Genomic DNA, 17,284 nt, shown 5'->3' with positions numbered 1-17,284 from the left:
TCAGCCGACGGCGATCTCGAGCTTCGCGGTGATCTCGTCGAGGTCGAAGTAGTTGGTGATCACCACGATGTCGGCGTTCGTGGCGCCGATCGCGGACACCAGCTCGGGCGAGGTCAGGATGACCTGCGCCCCCGCTGCGGCGGTGGCCACCCCGGCCACGTCGGAGGCGGCGACCTCGGCCTCGATGTCGAGCCGCTCCAGGGCGCGCAGGGCGTTCACCCGGAGGATCTCGGAGGTTCCGATTCCGGCACCGCACAACGCAACGATCTTCACGGTCTCAGGATAAGCCCGGCTCCGCCGCACGGCGGAGAAGACTCCGGATCTCGTCGGCGGAGCCCGCCTCGGCGAGCGCCGGGATGACGCTCGGGTCGTTGAACACGTTGGCGAGGCCGGCGACGGATGCCACGTGCTGGTCGGCCTCGGCGGCGGCGAGCCCGATGACCACCGAGACCGGGTCGTTGTGGGCGTGCCCGAAGGCGACGGGCTCGGCGAGCGTCACCAGGGCGAGGCCGGGGGCGAGCACGTCGGGGCCGGGCCGGGCGTGGGCGAGGGCGAGACCCGGGGCGATCACGATGTACGGGCCGAACTGCTCGACGAGGGCGATCATCCGCTCGGCGTACGGCTCCTCCACCGCACCGGAGGCGACCAGCGCGTCAGCGGCGGCCCGGATGGCGCCACGCCAGTCCGCGGCGTGCGCGCCGATCGTGATGGCCTCGTCGGGCAGGTCGCCCAGAGGCGGGAGTTCGTACGTCATCGTGGGACCATCATCTCAGGCCCGGGCGTCCCCATCCGGTGAGCTCGCTGGATGCCCGCTGATCGCCCGGCGCATCCGCTCGGCGATCTCGGCCGCGCGCTCGAGCAGCTCGGGCGGCCCGTGCAGCTCGTAGTCGACCCCGGGCGGGATCCAGAGCAGCCGCGAGAGTGTCACCTCGAGGGTGTCGCCGTGGATCGGCCAGCGCGTGCGGTGCCCGTCGATCGCCTCGGCCCCCTCCGCGTAGCCGCCGAACGCCTCCTGGAACCGCTCAAGCGGCAGCGCCAGCCGCACCTCCAGCGAGACGGTGCGGCGCATCCCGGCGATCGAGTTCTCGAGGAAGCGGGCGGCGTCGGCCTCGGGCAGTTCGCGGGGCGCGACGAGCAGCCGGGTGCCGAAGAAGTCGCTCATCCGGTCGAGCCGGAAGCTGCGCCAGTCCTCCCGCTGCACGTCCCAGCACACCAGGAACCAGCTGCGGAGCGAGGCGACCAGGGCGTGCGGATCGACCGTGCGGGCACTCTCGGCCCCGTCGGCGGCGGTGTACCGGAAGCGGATGCGCTCGTGATCGCGGCAGGCCAGGGCCAGGCGGCCGAGGAGGTCGTGCGGCACGGCCGGTGTCGGTAGCGGATCGGCGGCCCGGCCGACGCCGTTCCACGACCGCCGCGCCGTCGGCTGCAGCACCCCGCCGAGCGCGTTCACCCGGTCGCGGAGCGCGGGCGGCAGCACCTGCTCGAACTTCGCCAGAGCGCTGAGCGTGGTCGACTCGCCGTCGACGAGGCCGCGGCCGGCCGTCATCCGGAGTCCGATCGCCGTCGCGACCGCTTCGTCGTCGGTGAGCAGGAGTGGGGGCATCCGGGCGCCGGCCTCGAGCCGGTACCCGCCCGAGAGCCCGCGGGTGGCGTCGACCTGGTAACCCAGCTCGCGCAGCCGCTCGATGTCGCGCCGGAGCGTGCGCTCGGTGACGCCGAGTCGCTGCGCGAGTTCGGCCCCGGGCCACTGCCGGTGCGTCTGCAGCAGGCTGAGCAGCGACAGGATACGCGACGTCGTTTCGGCCATGTCTCATTCTCGTTCGCATTCAGGACAGAATGTGACCTGAATGCTGCCTAGCGTGGCTCTCGTCACGCGGCAGGCCGTCGGCCACCGCCGCGGCAGCCAGGAAATCGCGAGAGGACTCATCATGGACTGGAAGATCGAACTCGTCTTCATCCCCGTCACCGACGTCGACCGGGCGAAGGCGTTCTACGTCGATCAGCTCGGCTTCACCGCCGACCACGACTCGTCTCCCACTGCGGAGATCCGGTTCGTGCAGTGCACTCCGCCCGGATCCGCCTGCTCGATCGCGTTCGGGCGCGGCATCAGCGACATGCCTCCCGGGTCGCAGAAGGGCGTGCAGGTGGTGGTGCCGAGCGCCGAGGAAGCGCGTGCGCAGCTGATCGCGAACGGTGTGGAGTGCTCGGAGATCACCGACGAGGGCTGGGGGCTGTTCGTGTTCTTCGACGACCCCGACGGCAACCACTGGGCCCTGCAGGAGCTTCCCGACTACGCCGCCGCCAAGCAGGCGTAGCCGGGCAGGGTCAGGTCCGGCCGGAGGGCCGGGGCCGGGCGAGGCCCCCGGGCCTCCGCGCGCCTCAGGCCTCTTCGAAGCCCTCCGAGATGGCGTCGGCGAGGTCTTCGCGGTCTTCGACCGGCAGGAACGTGGCCGCGGCCGCGTTCAGCTGGAAGACCTCGATATCGGCGAGGTCGTAGGCGAAGGCATCCGTCAGCAGCGCCAGCTCGCGGCTGAGCGAGGTGTTGCTCATCAGCCGGTTGTCGGTGTTCACAGTCACCTGGAAGCCGAGCTGGTAGAGCAGGTCGAAGGGGTGGTCGGCGAGCTCGTCGCCCCAGGCCGAGATGGCACCGGTCTGCAGGTTCGACGAGGGCGAGAGCTCCAGCGCGATCTCGCGGTCTTTGACCCACTGCGAGAGGAGGCCGAGCGACACGTAGGTGTTGTCGTCGTCCTGCCGCTCCACCTCGATGTCTTCGGCGAGGCGCACGCCGTGGCCGAGGCGCAGCGCCCGCCCGTGGAACAGCGCGCCGCGGATGCTGTCGAGGCCGTCGGCCTCTCCGGCGTGCACGGTGACCGGGAAGTAGTTCTGGGCGAGGTAGTCGAACGCCGCGAGGTGGTTCGAGGCCGGGAAGCCCAGCTCGGCGCCGGCGATGTCGAAGCCGACCACGCCGCGGTCGCGGTGCCGCACGGCCAGCTCGGCGATCTCCAGGCCCCGGTCGGCGTGCCGCATCGCCGTGACCAGCTGACCCACCCGGATGCTGCGGCCGGCGCCGCGGGCGTCGTCGGTTCCGAGCTCGATGCCCTCCTGCACGGCTTCGACCACCTCGTCGAGGCTCAGGCCGCGGGTGAGGTGCTGCTCGGGAGCCCAGCGCACCTCGCCGTAGATCACGCCGTCGGCCGTGAGGTCGTTCACGAACTCGCGCGCCACCCGGGTGAGGCCCTCGCGGGTCTGCATCACGCCGATGGTGACATCGAAGGTGGCGAGGTAGCTCGGCAGGGAACCGGAGTCGGCGCTGTCTTCGAACCAGTCGGCCAGCTCATCGTCGTCGGTGGAGGGGATCGTGAGGCCGATCGCGTCGGCCAGCTCGATGATCGTGGAGGCCCGCAGGCCACCGTCGAGGTGGTCGTGCAGCGAGATCTTCGGCAGCGAGTTGAAGCTGATGGCGGTTCCGGGGACGAGGTATTCCTCTGGTGCGGCGGTCATGGCACCAGCCTAGGCTCTGGCGGCCCTACGAGCGCGAGCGATCTCGCCCTCGGCGGTCGCTAGGCTGATCTCGCAGCGCGGTGGGGGACGCCGGCGCAGGATCGGGGAGAGGCACCGCCATGACGAACCACACGCCCTCGAGCGAGCCCGGATCGGTTCCGGCACCGGTCTCGGCTTCGGCGCCGGAACCGGCATCGGACTCGGCGCCGGATCCGATATCGGACTCGGCGCCGGATCCGGTATCGGCCTCGGCCTCCGCCTCGGCTGGCCCGCGGACTCCCTCGGCCGCGCGGCGGCGGGTGTTCGTGGCGGGGGTCGTCGTGGCGTCGCTCGCGGCGGCCGGGGCGGTGTTCGCGGGAGCCGTGGTCACCGCCACGATCCGGCACGACATCGCGACGGCCGCGTTCACCCTCCAGTCCCAGCAGGAGGCGGAAGCCGCAGCCGCGTACTCGGCGCGGTTGCGGAGCATGGAGCAGATCGACAGCCGCCTGCAGTCGATCGGGGGCGCCGCCGACTTCGCCGCCGACACCTCGGCACCGGCCGAAGCGCTGCGGCAGAGCATCGCCGGCATCGACTCGATCGTGCAGTCGCCGCTGCCCGTGCCCGCTCCGGATGCGGCGGCGGATGCGAATGCGACGGATACGGCGGATGCGGGTGCTGGGGCGACCCCGGCCTCGGCCGAGTCCACGTCCGCCGGGTACGTGCCGCCGTGGACCCTGTTCGAGCAGGCCCTCGCGATCGAGGAGAGCTCGCACGCCTCGCAGCGGTCCGAGACGGCGCTGCTCAAGGGCACGAGCGCGGCGCGCGCCGCCGAAGATGCGGTCGACCCGGTGGAGTCGGCCTACTTCAAGGCCCGGGCCGTGCGCGCCGAAGACGCCATGGCATCCGCTCCCCTCTCCGACCGCTCCCTCCAGGTGGCGCTGATGCGCCTGATCGAGGATGCGCGCGCGCCCGGCCGGGGTGTCGTGCACGACTGCGCGCTGGTGTCGGCCATCGCGGCCGGCGAGGCCCAGCTGCAGAGCTCGCAGACGACCCACGAGGCCGAGCGGGACGATCCGGCCTGGGCCACCCGGGTGGAGATCGAGGACTACGCGCGGTCGATCAGCAACGGCGTCGCCCTGGAGTTCGTGTGGGAGCCCGTGGTCGGCGGGTACGGCGAGGACTGGCTCTCCGGCACCGCACAGACCTGGGACTCCGACGGCGGCTGGGCGATCATCCACCTCAATTACACGATCGAGGAGGCCTGGGACGAGGGCCCCGATGCGCGCGCCCTGGTCACCCACGAGGTGGGGCACACGCAGGTCTTCCGCGAGAACTGCCGGGCCCTGTTCACCGGGCCGGTGTTCGGCCAGAGCCAGGAGACCTGGGCCACCGCCTGGTCGATCAGTCACGGCTTCGACGTGCCCGGTTCGGGCATCGAGGCCTACGGCCGCCCCAGCGAGGAGCAGATCGCCGTCGCCGGCGAATGCCGCTGACCTCGACGCACCTCCGGCACCACGCCTTCAGTATTCGGAGGCCAGCGCCAGTGAGCGGGCGATGTCTCCGGCGGCCGCGCCCGCCCGCTGAACGACGACCTCGGGCGTGGTGGCGCTGAAGCTGGTCGCGACGTACGGCACCGTCAGTGCCGCGACCGCGGAGCCGTCGCCCCGCAGGATCGGGAAGACCACATCGGTGATGCCCGGCTGGCGCGCGTCGGAGCGCTCGAGGTAACCGTCGCGCAGGATCTGCCGGAGCAGGTCCTCGATCGGCGAGGAGTTCAGGTCGGGGGCCCGCCGGTAGGAATCGAGCACCATCCCGGTGGCCGTCTCGGCGAGCGGGAACAGCGCCCCCACCCGCACCTGGAAGCCGAAGTCACCCGGGCTCTCCACCTGGGCGATCACGCGCACGCGCTCGGCATCGAGCACCGACACGTTGCACGACTGGCGGATCTCCTCGGCCAGCCGCCGCATCACCGGCAGCGCGGCGGCGGTGAGCGAACGCAGCGGCTCCTGCCGGTGCGCCAGATCGAACAGCCGGAGCGACAGCTGGTAGAGGCCCGACTGCTTCTCGCGGAACAGGTAGCCCCGGCGTTCGAGCGTGGTGAGCACCCGGAAGATCTGGCTCGGCGAACGGTCGATCGCCTGGGCGATCTCGAGCTGCGTCAGCCCCCCGCTCTGCTCGGCCAGCAGCTCGAGGATGTCCAGCGCCTTGTCCAGCGCCGGAACCGCGTAGTCGGGCGCGCTCTTCTCGCGCTCCGAGATGGCTGCCATCCGAATTCCTCCGCTGTCTCGGTCGATCGATCGTGGTCGGTGCGGGCTGCCGCTCGGCCGGCTGCCGCTCAACGGGCTGCCGCTCGGCCGCCTGCTACTCGGCCGCGTTCAGGGCGGCGAGCATCCGGCGGGCGATGGTGCGATCGATGTCGTCGGGGACCGGCTGCGCCCCGGCCACGAGGCTCGCCGCGTCGGTGGCCACGCGCTCGAGCGAGAGCGTCTGCAACAGGAATCCGAGGTCCATCGACTCCAGGGAGTTGCCCTTGGGCTCGCGCCCGGCGAGGTTGAACATGCGGCCACCGGCCAGCAGCACGACGTGCCGGCCGTTCGGCAGCTCGATCCGCTCGATCGCGTCGACGATCTCGCGCCGGGCGACCGATGCGGCCCGCAGTCCCGCGACGTCGATCTCCCACGGGAAGTGGCCGCAGTTCGCCAGCACGGCGCCGTCGTGCATCCGCTCGATCGCGTCGACGGGGAGCACACCCGGGTGGCCCGTGGCGGTGATGAACACGTCGCCCCATTCGGCGAAGGCCAGCGCTCCCTCGGTGGAGACGCGGAACCCGTCGAGCGCCGCCTCGAAGGCCTTCAGCTCGTCGACCTCGACGACCGCGACCTTGCCGCCGAGCGCCCGCAGGTAGTGCGCCACGCCCCGGCCGCACCAGCCGTAGCCGAAGACCACGAACCGGCGACCGGGCACCATCAGGTTGGTGATGCGCATGAAGCTCTCGACCACCGACTGGCCCACGGCGTGCTTGTTCTCGCCGATCGCCTTCAGCAGGCTGTCGTTGATCACGATCATCGGAAAGCCGACCGTGCCCGCCAGCTCGCCGCGCAACCGGTCGCCGCCCGAGGTGGTCTCCTCCGTGCCGCCGATCACCGAGGCCGACACGCCGCGGGCGATCACACCGGCGGCGAGGTCTCCCCCGTTGTCGAGCAGCATGTCGGGCTCGGCGTCGAGCACGCGGCCCACGTTCTCGTGGTGCTGCTCGAGGGTGTCGTCCCGGGTGCCGAACAGCGTCATGCCGAGCGTGCCGAGGTAGGCCACCACGTCGTCTTGCGTGGAACCGTGGTTTCCCGTGCCCACCACCTCGGCGCCACCGGCCGCCAGGGTCTCCAGCAGCACCGCCGTCTTCGGCTCGAGGTGCAACGACATGCCGATGCGGCGCCCGGCGAAGGGGAGCGTGCGGGCGAACTCGGTGCGCGCGGCCGCCAGCAGGGGCATCCGCGAACGGATCCATTCGACGCGGGCGGCGCCTCGGGCGGCGAGTTCGGTGCGATCGGTGACGTGGTCCATGCCGGGAAGTATTGCACAGGTGAACGCGGTTTTCATATATGCTTTCCGAACCGGGCCGAACCTCCCGGAGAACGACGGGAGCGACGTGCCTCAGAAGATCATCCTCGACTGCGATCCGGGGCACGACGACGCGATCGCGATCCTGCTCGCGCACGGCAACCCCGAGGTCGAGCTGCTGGCCGTCACCACGGTCGTCGGCAACCAGACGATCGAGAAGGTCACCCGCAACGCCCTCGCGGTGGCCCGGGTCGCCGGCATCACCGGCATCCCGTTCGCCGCCGGCTGCGCCCGGCCGCTGGTGCGCACCGTCGAGGTGGCCCCCGACATCCACGGCGAGTCGGGGCTCGACGGTCCCGTGCTGCCCGAGCCCACGCTCGAGCTCGACGGCCGGCACGCCGTCGACCTCATCATCGACACGATCATGGCCCACGAGCCGGGCACGGTCACCCTGGTCCCCACCGGCGGGCTCACCAACATCGCCCTCGCCGCCCGTAAGGAGCCGCGGATCGTGCCGCGCGTCAAAGAGGTCGTGCTGATGGGTGGCGGCTACAACGTGGGCAACTGGAGCGCCACGAGCGAGTTCAACATCATCATCGACCCCGAGGCCGCGCACATCGTGTTCAACGAGTCCTGGCCGCTGACCATGGTCGGGCTCGACCTCACGCACCAGGCGCTCGCCACCCCCGAGGTGGTCGAGCGCATCCGGGCGATCGGCACCGGGCCGTCCCGGTTCGTGGTCGAGCTGCTCGACTTCTTCGCCTCCACCTACCTCGAGGCGCAGGGCTTCGAGCATCCGCCGGTGCACGATCCCTGCGCCGTGGCCCAGGTGATCGATCCCTCCGTGATGACCGTGCGCACGGTGCCGCTCGACGTCGAGCTCTCCGGCACGCTCACGCTCGGCATGACGGTGGCCGACTTCCGCTCCCCCGCTCCGGCCGACTGCACCACCAAGGTCGCGATGGAACTCGACCACGAGCGCTTCTGGGCCCTGATCGTCGACGCCCTCGAGCGCATCGGCGAACCCGAAGACCCGCCCCTGCACTGAGCGCCGCCGCGCAGCGGGCCGAGCCGCCCACGGCGGGCCGAATGACTGCACGCATTCGGACCGCGGTGCACGGCTCGGCCGGAGAACGGCGCGAGCGGCAGCTGCGGCTCAGCCCCGCACGTCGTGCAGGTGATGCACCGGATCGTGGATGAAATACCGCGCCAGCGTGTCGACCGTGAAGGCCGAGCCGTCACCGCGGAAACCGCGGCGCTCCCAGGCGTCGGCGGGCACCGCCTCCAGCGCGAGGGCGAGCGCCTCGCCCGCCTCGCCGAGCTCCGCGGAGACCGTCGCCGGATCCTGTTCGTTGTAGCGCTCGGCGATCGCGGTCTCGTCCTGATCCCAGTTCGGGAAGGCCGGGTCGTCCTGATCGAGCATCAGCCCGAGCCGGATGCGGAAGATACGGAAGACGTCGCGCACGTGCGCCGCGTACTCCAAGTCCGACCAGGTCGCCGCATCCGGCCGCACCGTCACGTCCGGGCGTTCGAGCACGGCGGGCCAGGCCGCGGCGTTCTCCCGCAACAGCCCGGGCACGGCGGCGGCCGCCGTGGCCGAGGAGTCGAAGCCGCACTCCGGGCATTCGCGCTCGAGTACCCACGTCCAGTTCTTGGTGTCGGGAACGATGCTCATGCCCCAACCCTAGGGACGCGCCCCGCGCCCCTTCCACCGCTTTCCGGTCACGCCACGCGCACTTCCTGCCACCCGGATCAGGAGATGCGCTCGGCCACCAGGGGCGCCTGGGCGACGTAGTCGGCGGGGGCGCCGACGGCGTAGGCGCCCTCGAGCGACTCGAGCGCGCGTTCGAAGCGCGCGGGCTCGTCGCCCGAGAGGGTGAACAGGGGCTGGCCCTCCACCACGGTGTCGCCCGGCTTCGCGAGCAGGTCGATGCCCGCCGCGTGCTGCACGGCGTCGGTGGCGCGGGCCCGGCCGGCGCCGAGGCGCCAGGCGGCGATGCCGAAGGCGAGCGCGTCCTGCCGCAGCAGCACGCCCGACGCGGGGGCGAGCACCGTGTGCGTCTCGCGCGCCACCGGCAGCGCAGCCTCCGGGTCGCCGCCCTGGGCCCGGATGACCCGGTTCCAGGTGTCCATCGCCCGGCCGTCCTTCAGCGCCTCCGCCACGTCGGCGTCGGGCTGTCCGGCCAGCCGCAGCATCTCCTGGGCGAGCGCGATCGTCAGTTCCACCACATCCGCGGGGCCGCCACCGGCGAGCACCTCCACCGACTCCCGCACCTCGTTGGCGTTGCCGATGGCCAGGCCCAGCGGCACGTTCATGTTCGTCAGCAGCGCGGTGGTGCGCACGCCGGCGTCGTTGCCGAGGTCGACCATCGTCTGAGCGAGCTCGCGCGAGAGTGCGATGTCTTGCATGAAGGCGCCCGAGCCGAACTTCACGTCGAGCACCAGCGAGTCGGTGCCCTCGGCGATCTTCTTCGACATGATCGACGAGGCGATCAGCGGGATGGCCTCCACCGTGCCGGTGATGTCCCGCAGGGCGTAGAGCTTCTTGTCGGCCGGCGCGAGGCCCGATCCGGCCGCACAGATCACCCCGCCCACGGTGCGCAGCTGCTCGAACATCTCCTCGTTGGTGAGCGAGGCGCGCCAGCCGGGGATCGACTCCAGCTTGTCGAGCGTGCCGCCCGTGTGCCCGAGTCCGCGGCCCGAGAGCTGCGGCACGGCCACGCCGAACGAGGCCACCAGCGGCATCAGCGGCAGCGTGATCTTGTCGCCCACCCCGCCGGTCGAGTGCTTGTCGACGGTCGGCTTGCCGAGCCCCGAGAAGTCCATCCGCTCGCCCGAGGCGATCATCGCCAGCGTCAGGTCGCGGATCTCCTGGCGCGACATCCCGTTCAGCACGATCGCCATGGCCAGCGCCGACATCTGCTCGTCGGCCACGTAGCCGCGCGTGTAGGCGTCGATCAGCCAGTCGATCTGCGGAGTCGACAAGGTCCCCTTGTCCCTCTTGGTGCGGATCAGGTCGATGACGTCGAAGTCCTCGGTGGCCATGCGGGTGGTTCCTAACTGTGTATCCGGTGATCCGGCTATTCGGCGTTCGACGACGCCTTGTACTCCACGAGGGTGCGGGGGCCGAAGGCATCCGGGATCACCTCGTCGATCGTCTTGATGCCCGACACCGTCTCCAGCAGCATCCCCTCGGCCGAGTGCTCGAAGAGCAGCTGCCGGCAGCGCCCGCACGGCATCAATGCGTTGCCGTGGCCGTCGACGCAGGTGAAGGCCACGAGCTTGCCGCCTCCGGTCATGTGCAGCGACGACACCAGCGCGCACTCGGCGCAGAGCGTCAGCCCGTACGAGGCGTTCTCGACGTTGCAGCCCGAGATCACCCGCCCGTCGTCGACGATCGCGGCCACGCCCACGGGGAACTTGGAGTACGGCACGTAGGCCTTCTCCATCGCTTCGAGGGCGGTGGCGCGCAGGGCGTCCCAGTCGATTTCAGAAGAACTCATCACAGCCTCCTCAGGCCTGTCAGACGCCTAGGCGCTGACATAGGGTTTACCGGCGGCCGCGGGGCCCCTCACCCGCCCGACGAGTCCGGCGACGGCGAAGATGGTCACGACGTACGGGAGCATCAGCAGGAACTCCGACGGCACCGGCGACCCGATCACTCCCAGCACGTACTGCATGTTCGTGGCGAACCCGAACAGCAGGGCGGCGAGGGTGGCCCGGATCGGATCCCACCGCCCGAAGATCACCGCGGCCAGAGCGATATAACCGGCACCCGCCGTCATCTCCTTCTGGAACGACCCCACCGAGCCGAGCGTGAAGTACGCGCCACCCAGTCCGGCGATCGCGCCGGCCAGCGACACGTTCCAGAACCGGGTGAGGTTCACCTTGATGCCGACGGTGTCGGCGGCCTGCGGATGCTCGCCTACGGCCCGCACACGAAGACCCCACTTGGTCTTGAACAGGGCGAAGAACACCACGGCGACCGCGATGTACATGAGGTACACGATCAGCGTCTGCCGGAACAGGGTCGGCCCGATGATCGGGATCTCCGACAGCACCGGGATGGGGAACGCCTGGAACCGCGGCGGCGAGTTCAGCAGGGTCGGGTCGGCGGTCAGCACCTGCGAGTACAGGAACGAGGTGAGGCCGGTCACGAGCACGTTCAGCACGACACCGACGATGACCTGGTCGACGAGGTACTTGATCGAGAACGCGGCGAGCACGAACGACACCAGCGTGCCGGCGATCACCGCGCCGACGAGGCCCACGTAGGGGTTGCCGGTGACGGATGCGACGACCGCCGACACGAAGGCGCCGGCCAGCAGTTGCCCCTCGATCGCGACGTTGACCACGCCGACCCGCTCGGAGATGACACCTCCCAGAGCACCGAAGATCAGCGGCACGCTGAGCGAGACCGTTCCGATCAGCAGACCCGGGATCGGGATCGTCTGCCCGGCCGAGGCCCAGGTGAGGAAGCCGATCAGGAAGATCACCGCGAAGACGGCCATCACCCACAGCCGCACCTTGCGTGACGAGGCCACGAGCCAGGCCGAGTACACGGCCAGCAGCACGAGCAGCACCGCCACGACGATGCCGGTGGGGCGGGTCGGCAGCACCACGGCGGGCAGCTGGACGAGGTCGACGTCGGTCGACAGCCGGAACGTGGAGTCGCCGTCGCGGCCGAACACCACGAACAGGATGATCGACACCAGCGCGAAGATGCCGAACGCGATCGGCGCCTTCCAGCTCTTCACCAGCACCACGGCCGGCGCCAGCGGAGCGGAGTCGGGGTGGTTGTGCTCGGTGGGCGGTACGGCGCCACCGGGGGCGAGGTTGCTGCGGGTGGGGACGGACTCGCTCATTTCGCGATCACCGCTTCCTGCGTCGGCGCGACGGGCGTCTTACGCGCCTTGGGCTTCTTGGGTTTCGACGGATCCGGTAGCCGGAACACGGTACGGATCAGCGGCGGTGCCGCGATGAACAGCACGATCAGCGACTGCACGACGAGCACGATGTCGATCGGGATGCCCTGGGAGGCCTGCATCGCGAATCCGCCGGCCTTGAACGCCCCGAACAGGATGCCGGCCACGAAGATGCCCCACGGCTTGGAGCGGCCGAGCAGCGCCACGGTGATCGCGTCGAACCCGATACCCGCATCCAGGCCCGAGCTGAAGCCGGAGGACAGCGGGCCGAGCACCTGCGAGACACCGGCGAGGCCCACGAGGGCGCCGGAGATGACCATCGCGTAGACGTACATGTTCTTCACGTTGATGCCGGCGACGCGGGCCGCGTTGGGGTTGATGCCCACCGCGCGGAACTTGAAGCCGAGCGCCGAGCGGTTCAGCAGCCACCACACGAAGAAGGTCGCGCCTATCACCAGGATGAACCCGAAGTTCAGGTTGAACTGCGGTCCCAGGATCTGCGGGAACACCGCGGTGGAATCCAGCGGCGGCGACTTCGGGTTGTTCGACCCCGGCGCCTGCAGGATGGGCGTGCGCAGCAGGTAGGAGATGAGGTAGAACGCCACGTAGTTGAGCATGATCGTGACGATCACCTCGTGCGCGCCGGTGCGGGCCTTCAGCAGGCCCGCGAGACCGCCCCAGATGCCGCCGCCGATCAGGCCGGCGATGACCGCGACGACCATGTGCAGACCCCACGGCAGGTGGAAGGTGAACGCCACCCAGCTGGCGCAGGCGGCGGCGATCAGCATCTGGCCGCGGCCACCGATGTTGAACATGCCGACCCGGAACGCCAGCCCCACACCCAGACCCGCGGTGATCAGCGGGGTGGCGAAGGTGAGCGTCTCCGTGATCGGCTTGATCTGCTGCAGGAAGTCGTCGCGCTTGGGGTTGAAGATCGCCCCCTGGAACAGCGACACGTACGCCCCCGAGACGGACTTCCAGATCTCGGCGAAGGTGTCGCCCGGACGGGCGAAGAAGTACACCGAGGCCTTCTGCACGTTCTCGTCGGTGAGGGCGATCAGGATGCCGCCGACGATCATCGCGAGCACCACGGCGAGGATCGAGATCATCACCGATCCGCCGATGATCTCGTTGAACGTCTGGCGCCAGCGCGACGGCGGCTCCACCCCCGGTGCAGCGGACGGCGCCGGAGAACCGGACGCGCCCGGGGCGGCCGGGGTGATCGTGGTGTCGCTCACGCGATGATTCCTTCCGTGTCGGCGGGGGCGGCCGGATCCGCGGGCAGAACGGCCGGCGGCGGCACCTCCCCGGCCATCATGAGTCCGAGGACGTCGCGGGGCGTGTTGCCCGGCACGATGCCCACGATCGTTCCGCGGTACATCACGGCGATGCGGTCGGCGAGCGCGACGACCTCGTCGAGCTCGGTCGACACCACGATCACCGGCACACCCTCGTCGCGGGTCGCCACGATCCGCTTGTGCACGAACTCGATCGAGCCCACGTCGATGCCGCGGGTGGGCTGCGCCGCCACGAACAACCGCAGAGTGCGGCTCAGCTCGCGAGCCAGCACGACCTTCTGCTGGTTACCGCCCGACAGCCGCCCGACCTGGGTCTGGATGCCCTGCGAACGAACGTCGAACTCCTTCGACTTCTCCTCCGCGAAGGTGTTCAGCCGGGTCAGCTGCAGCGATCCGCGCTTCACGAACGGATCGCCGTCGGAGCGGTCGAGCATCAGGTTCTCGGCGATGGTGAACTCGCCCACCAGGCCGTCCTCCTTGCGGTCCTCCGGCACGAACCCGACCCCGGCATCCAGCACCTTCCGCACCGACAGACCCCGCAGCGAGTTGCCGTCGAGGGTCACCTCGCCGGTGACGCGTTCCTGCAGCCCGAGGAGCGCTTCGGTGAGCTCCGTCTGGCCGTTGCCCTGAACGCCCGCGATGGCGACGATCTCGCCCGCCTTCACGTCGAACGACACGTCGTCGACGACGACCTGCCCGCGGGGGTCGATCACCGAGAGGTTCGACACCACCAGAGCGGATGCCCCCGGCTTCGCCGGATCCTTCTGCACGGTCAGCTCGACCGCGCGCCCCACCATGAGCGACGCCAGCTCGGCGTTCGTCGCGGTGGGCGAGGCCTCCCCCACGACCTTGCCGAGCCGGATGACGGTGATGCGGTCGGCGACCTCGCGCACCTCCCGCAGCTTGTGCGTGATGAACACGATCGACGTGCCGCTCTCCTTGAGCTGGCGCATGATGCCCATCAGCTCATCGGTCTCCTGCGGCGTCAGCACCGCGGTCGGCTCGTCGAACACGAGCACCTTCGCATCGCGCGACAGGGCCTTGATGATCTCGACCCGCTGCTGCACACCCACGGGGAGATCGTCGACGAGCGCGTCCGGATCGACGTCGAAGCCGAACTGCTCGCTGATCTCGCGCACCCGCTTGCGGGCGGCACTCAGGTCCAGGCGCCCGGCGAAGCCGGTCTGCTCGTGGCCCAGCATCACGTTCTCGGCGACGGTGAACACCGGGATCAGCATGAAGTGCTGGTGCACCATCCCGATTCCCGCGTTCATGGCGTCGCCCGGGCCGGCGAAGTGCTGGACGGCGTCGTCGAGCACGATCTCGCCCTCGTCGGCCTGGTAGAGGCCGTACAGCACGTTCATCAGGGTGGACTTGCCGGCGCCGTTCTCACCCAGAAGGCAGTGGATCTCGCCCGGCTCGACCGTGAGGTCGATGTGGTCGTTCGCGGTGAGGGCACCGAATCGCTTGGTGATGCCCCGGAGTTCGAGCTTCATAGAGTCAATCTACCTACTCCCCGTCATGCCGCCGGTCCGTCCGGCAGGGCTGGATGAAGTCCATTAAGTGAAAGAGGTCGGGGGAACCAGCAGCGCTGGTCCCCCCGACCGATCCGCGTTCCGTGGAACGCGAGGTGTTACGGGGTGCTGGGCGACTCGACCTCGATCGAGCCGTCGATGATGCCGGCCTGGATCTTGTCCAGCTCACCCTGCAGGTCGGGCGAGACCTTCGACTCGAAGTCGTGGAACGGGGCGATGCCCACGCCCTCGTTCTCGAGCGTCCCGACGAACGGGGTCGCGTCGAAGTTGCCCGCGGCGGCGGTGTCGACCACGTCGACCACACCGGCCTTGACGCCCTTCATGACCGAGGTCAGGAACAGGCTGGACAGGTCGGGAGCGGTCTCGTAGTTGTCCGAGTCGACGCCGACCAGGGCGATCTCCTTGCCGGAGTCCTTGATGGCCTCACCGGCCGAGAGGAAGATCGGTCCACCGACGGGGAGGATGACGTCGGCGCCCTGGTCGATCAGACCCTGGGCCGCGGTCTTGGCCTCGACACCGGCCGCGAAGCCGCCGGTGAACGAACCGGTCTGGCTCGCGACGTCCCAGCCGATGGCCTTGACGCTGGCGCTCTTCTGCGTGTTGTAGTAGTTCACACCGTCGACGAAGCCGTCCATGAAGATGGTGACCGAGGGGATCTGCATGCCACCGAAGGTGCCGACCGTGCCGGTCTTGGAGTAGCTGGCGGCGGCGTAGCCGGCCAGGAACGCGGCCTGGGCCGTGTCGAAGACGATCGGCTTGACGTTGTCGGCCTCGATCGAGGAGTCGTCGATGATCGAGAACTCGACGTCGGGGTTCGCCTCGGCGGCGGCCTTCGTGGCGTCGGCCAGCAGGAAGCCGACCGAGATGATCAGGTTGCAGTCCTGCGAGATCAGGTTGTCGATGTTCGGGCCGAAGTCGGTGTCGGCGGCCGACTCGACGGTGATGGGCTCGACGCCGAGCTTGTCCGCCGCCTCGGTGATGCCCTCGAAGCCGGCCTCGTTGAACGACTTGTCATCGAATCCACCGGAGTCGGAGACCATGCAGGGGACGAAGTCGCTCGCGGTGTCGCCGCCGCTCGTGGATGCGGTGTCCGACGGCGCGGATGCGCATCCGGCCAGAAGAGCTGCCACACCCAGGGTGGCGAAGCCGGCCACGCTGGCCCGGCGAAGGTTGATGCTCAAGATGTCCTCCAAGATGCTGCCCTGCAAGGTGCGCAGGGGCTGTGTGGGAGTCCACGTTACCGAATGTGACGCCCCGCGTAAGAGGGGAGGGGGCATAGCGGCGCAAGCGTTACAAAGACGCGATCACGCCGTAATGTGCGCGAAATGTCCACGCCACCCGGGTGAAACGCGCCGGAATCCGCCGCCTCCCCCGGCGACAGGCGCCCTGAGGCGACCGCCGGCGCGGTTCAGGGCGCGCTCGGCGACTCCACGGTGATGGCGCCGGAGACGATCTGCTCCTTCAGCGCATCGATCTCGGCCGACAGCTCGGCCGGAACCGAGGAGGCCAGATCGTGGAAGGGCGCGAGCTCCACCCCGCCGTTCTCGAGGGTGCCGACGAACGGATCGGGCGAGAACGATCCCTCGATGTCGTCACCGACGATCTGCACCACCGCATCGCCGGTGTTCTTCATCACACTCGTCAGCACGATCGGCTGGTACTCGGCCGGCAGCGTCTCGTACCCGTCGTTGTCGACCCAGATGACCGACACGCCGCCCTTCTCCGCCGCCGCGGAGGCCGCGCCCTGGCCCACCTGGCCGGCCACGGGCATGATGATGTCCGCGCCCTGGTCGATGAAGCCCTGCGTCACCGTCTTGCCCTTGTTGATGTCTTCGAAGTCGCCGGTGAACACGCCGTCCTGGGCCGCCTTGTCCCAGCCGAGCACCTGCACCGCGGCGCCGTGCGCCTCGTTGTACTTCGCGACACCGTCGACGAAGCCGTCCATGAACAGGGTGACGGGCGGCTGGTTGCCGCCGCCGAAGGTGGCCACCTTGCCGGTCTTGGAGACGCCCGCGGCCAGATAGCCGGCGAGGTACGAGGCCTGGGCGGTGTCGAACAGGATGGGCTTCACGTTCGGGGCGTCGACCGTCTCGTCCACGATCGCGAAGTGCGTGTCGGGGTTCTTGCCCGCCTCGTCGAGGGTGGCGTCGGCGAGCTCGTAGCCCACCGTCAGCACGAAACCGCATCCGCTCTGCACCGCCTGCGCCACGTTAGGGGCCAGGTCGGTCTCCCCCGTCGACACGAGCACCTGCGCGTCGATCCCGAACTGCTTCTCGGCCTCCTGCAGCCCCTCCCAGCTCGACTGGTTGAACGACCGGTCGTCGAGCCCACCGGAGTTCGTCACCATCCGAGCGCAGTAGTCGCTGGACGCGTCGGTCGCGGCCCCCGTCTCGCGGGGTGGCGCGTCAGCGCACCCGCTCAGCGCCACCACCAGTGCAGCAACGACGACCCCGGATGCGACAACGACACGACTTCTCATACGAGA

The 17,284-nt window shown here is 69.8% G+C and carries 17 protein-coding genes; 3 read left to right on the top strand and 14 right to left on the bottom strand.

Translation table 11 applies throughout. From position 1 onward, the window contains the following. The 3 genes from ACN4JJ_RS03300 to ACN4JJ_RS03290 are packed head-to-tail and all read right to left on the bottom strand — an operon-like array spanning position 1 to position 1,807. A complete protein-coding gene (locus ACN4JJ_RS03300; RefSeq protein WP_440708472.1) occupies positions 1–273 on the bottom strand; it encodes a PTS sugar transporter subunit IIB in 273 nt (90 codons plus the stop codon). A gap of 4 nt (positions 274–277) precedes the next feature. Then, on the bottom strand, positions 278–754 hold the full coding sequence (locus ACN4JJ_RS03295; RefSeq protein WP_440708471.1) for a PTS sugar transporter subunit IIA: 477 nt from the start codon (positions 752–754) through the stop codon (positions 278–280). 15 nt (positions 755–769) lie between these two features. Next, positions 770–1,807 carry a helix-turn-helix transcriptional regulator gene (locus tag ACN4JJ_RS03290; protein ID WP_440708470.1) on the bottom strand — a complete coding sequence of 346 codons (1,038 nt, stop codon included), beginning with the start codon at positions 1,805–1,807 and terminating at the stop codon, positions 770–772. A gap of 121 nt (positions 1,808–1,928) precedes the next feature. Here ACN4JJ_RS03290 and ACN4JJ_RS03285 point away from each other — a divergent pair, with 121 nt between their 5' ends. Continuing rightward, entirely contained in the window at positions 1,929–2,315 is a 387-nt protein-coding gene (locus ACN4JJ_RS03285; RefSeq protein WP_440708784.1) for a VOC family protein, read from the top strand. Between the two features lie 64 nt (positions 2,316–2,379). On the opposite strand, the gene ACN4JJ_RS03280 is transcribed toward ACN4JJ_RS03285, so the two are convergent. Next, positions 2,380–3,501 (bottom strand): adenosine deaminase, encoded by a 1,122-nt coding sequence (locus ACN4JJ_RS03280; protein ID WP_440708469.1) that lies wholly within the window; start codon positions 3,499–3,501, stop codon positions 2,380–2,382. Between the two features lie 119 nt (positions 3,502–3,620). Here ACN4JJ_RS03280 and ACN4JJ_RS03275 point away from each other — a divergent pair, with 119 nt between their 5' ends. Next, entirely contained in the window at positions 3,621–4,976 is a 1,356-nt protein-coding gene (locus ACN4JJ_RS03275) for a hypothetical protein (RefSeq protein WP_440708468.1), read from the top strand. Positions 4,977–5,003: 27 nt separating this feature from the next. Here ACN4JJ_RS03275 and ACN4JJ_RS03270 read toward each other — a convergent pair whose 3' ends face one another. Together ACN4JJ_RS03270 and ACN4JJ_RS03265 are read right to left on the bottom strand one after the other, a co-directional pair. Further along, positions 5,004–5,750 (bottom strand): IclR family transcriptional regulator, encoded by a 747-nt coding sequence (locus ACN4JJ_RS03270; RefSeq protein WP_440708467.1) that lies wholly within the window; start codon positions 5,748–5,750, stop codon positions 5,004–5,006. A 94-nt stretch (positions 5,751–5,844) separates the two neighbouring features. Then, positions 5,845–7,044 carry an adenosylhomocysteinase gene (locus tag ACN4JJ_RS03265; RefSeq protein ID WP_440708466.1) on the bottom strand — a complete coding sequence of 400 codons (1,200 nt, stop codon included), beginning with the start codon at positions 7,042–7,044 and terminating at the stop codon, positions 5,845–5,847. An 85-nt stretch (positions 7,045–7,129) separates the two neighbouring features. Here ACN4JJ_RS03265 and uriH point away from each other — a divergent pair, with 85 nt between their 5' ends. Further along, positions 7,130–8,089, top strand: a complete 960-nt coding sequence (gene uriH / locus ACN4JJ_RS03260) for a uridine-preferring nucleoside hydrolase UriH (protein WP_440708465.1) — start codon at positions 7,130–7,132, stop codon at positions 8,087–8,089. Positions 8,090–8,197: 108 nt separating this feature from the next. Here uriH and ACN4JJ_RS03255 read toward each other — a convergent pair whose 3' ends face one another. The 8 genes from ACN4JJ_RS03255 to ACN4JJ_RS03220 form a co-directional block, all read right to left on the bottom strand. Further along, positions 8,198–8,716 carry a DinB family protein gene (locus tag ACN4JJ_RS03255; protein ID WP_440708464.1) on the bottom strand — a complete coding sequence of 173 codons (519 nt, stop codon included), beginning with the start codon at positions 8,714–8,716 and terminating at the stop codon, positions 8,198–8,200. 77 nt (positions 8,717–8,793) lie between these two features. Then, positions 8,794–10,086 (bottom strand): thymidine phosphorylase, encoded by a 1,293-nt coding sequence (locus ACN4JJ_RS03250; protein ID WP_440708463.1) that lies wholly within the window; start codon positions 10,084–10,086, stop codon positions 8,794–8,796. 35 nt (positions 10,087–10,121) lie between these two features. Beyond that, the gene (locus tag ACN4JJ_RS03245; protein WP_440708462.1) at positions 10,122–10,544 is read right to left on the bottom strand and encodes a cytidine deaminase; all 423 of its coding nucleotides are present in this window, start codon (positions 10,542–10,544) and stop codon (positions 10,122–10,124) included. A gap of 27 nt (positions 10,545–10,571) precedes the next feature. Beyond that, on the bottom strand, positions 10,572–11,906 hold the full coding sequence (locus tag ACN4JJ_RS03240) for an ABC transporter permease (protein ID WP_440708461.1): 1,335 nt from the start codon (positions 11,904–11,906) through the stop codon (positions 10,572–10,574). Further along, complete coding sequence (locus tag ACN4JJ_RS03235) at positions 11,903–13,204, bottom strand: ABC transporter permease (RefSeq protein WP_440708460.1); 1,302 nt, start codon at positions 13,202–13,204, stop codon at positions 11,903–11,905. The genes ACN4JJ_RS03240 and ACN4JJ_RS03235 overlap by 4 nt, the downstream gene beginning before the upstream one ends. After that, positions 13,201–14,760, bottom strand: coding sequence for an ABC transporter ATP-binding protein (locus ACN4JJ_RS03230; protein WP_440708459.1), 1,560 nt, complete (start codon positions 14,758–14,760; stop codon positions 13,201–13,203). Before ACN4JJ_RS03230 ends, ACN4JJ_RS03235 begins: the two co-directional genes overlap by 4 nt. 137 nt (positions 14,761–14,897) lie before the next feature. Then, positions 14,898–15,980 (bottom strand): BMP family lipoprotein, encoded by a 1,083-nt coding sequence (locus tag ACN4JJ_RS03225; protein WP_440708458.1) that lies wholly within the window; start codon positions 15,978–15,980, stop codon positions 14,898–14,900. Positions 15,981–16,207: 227 nt separating this feature from the next. After that, positions 16,208–17,278, bottom strand: coding sequence for a BMP family lipoprotein (locus ACN4JJ_RS03220; protein WP_440708457.1), 1,071 nt, complete (start codon positions 17,276–17,278; stop codon positions 16,208–16,210). Positions 17,279–17,284: the final 6 nt, after the last annotated feature.

This window comes from Herbiconiux dendrobii, assembly GCF_052048175.1.
Lineage (GTDB): Bacteria > Actinomycetota > Actinomycetes > Actinomycetales > Microbacteriaceae > Herbiconiux.
The sequence above is the reverse complement of the archived record's forward strand: the minus strand, read 5'-3'. Positions and strand labels throughout refer to the sequence as shown.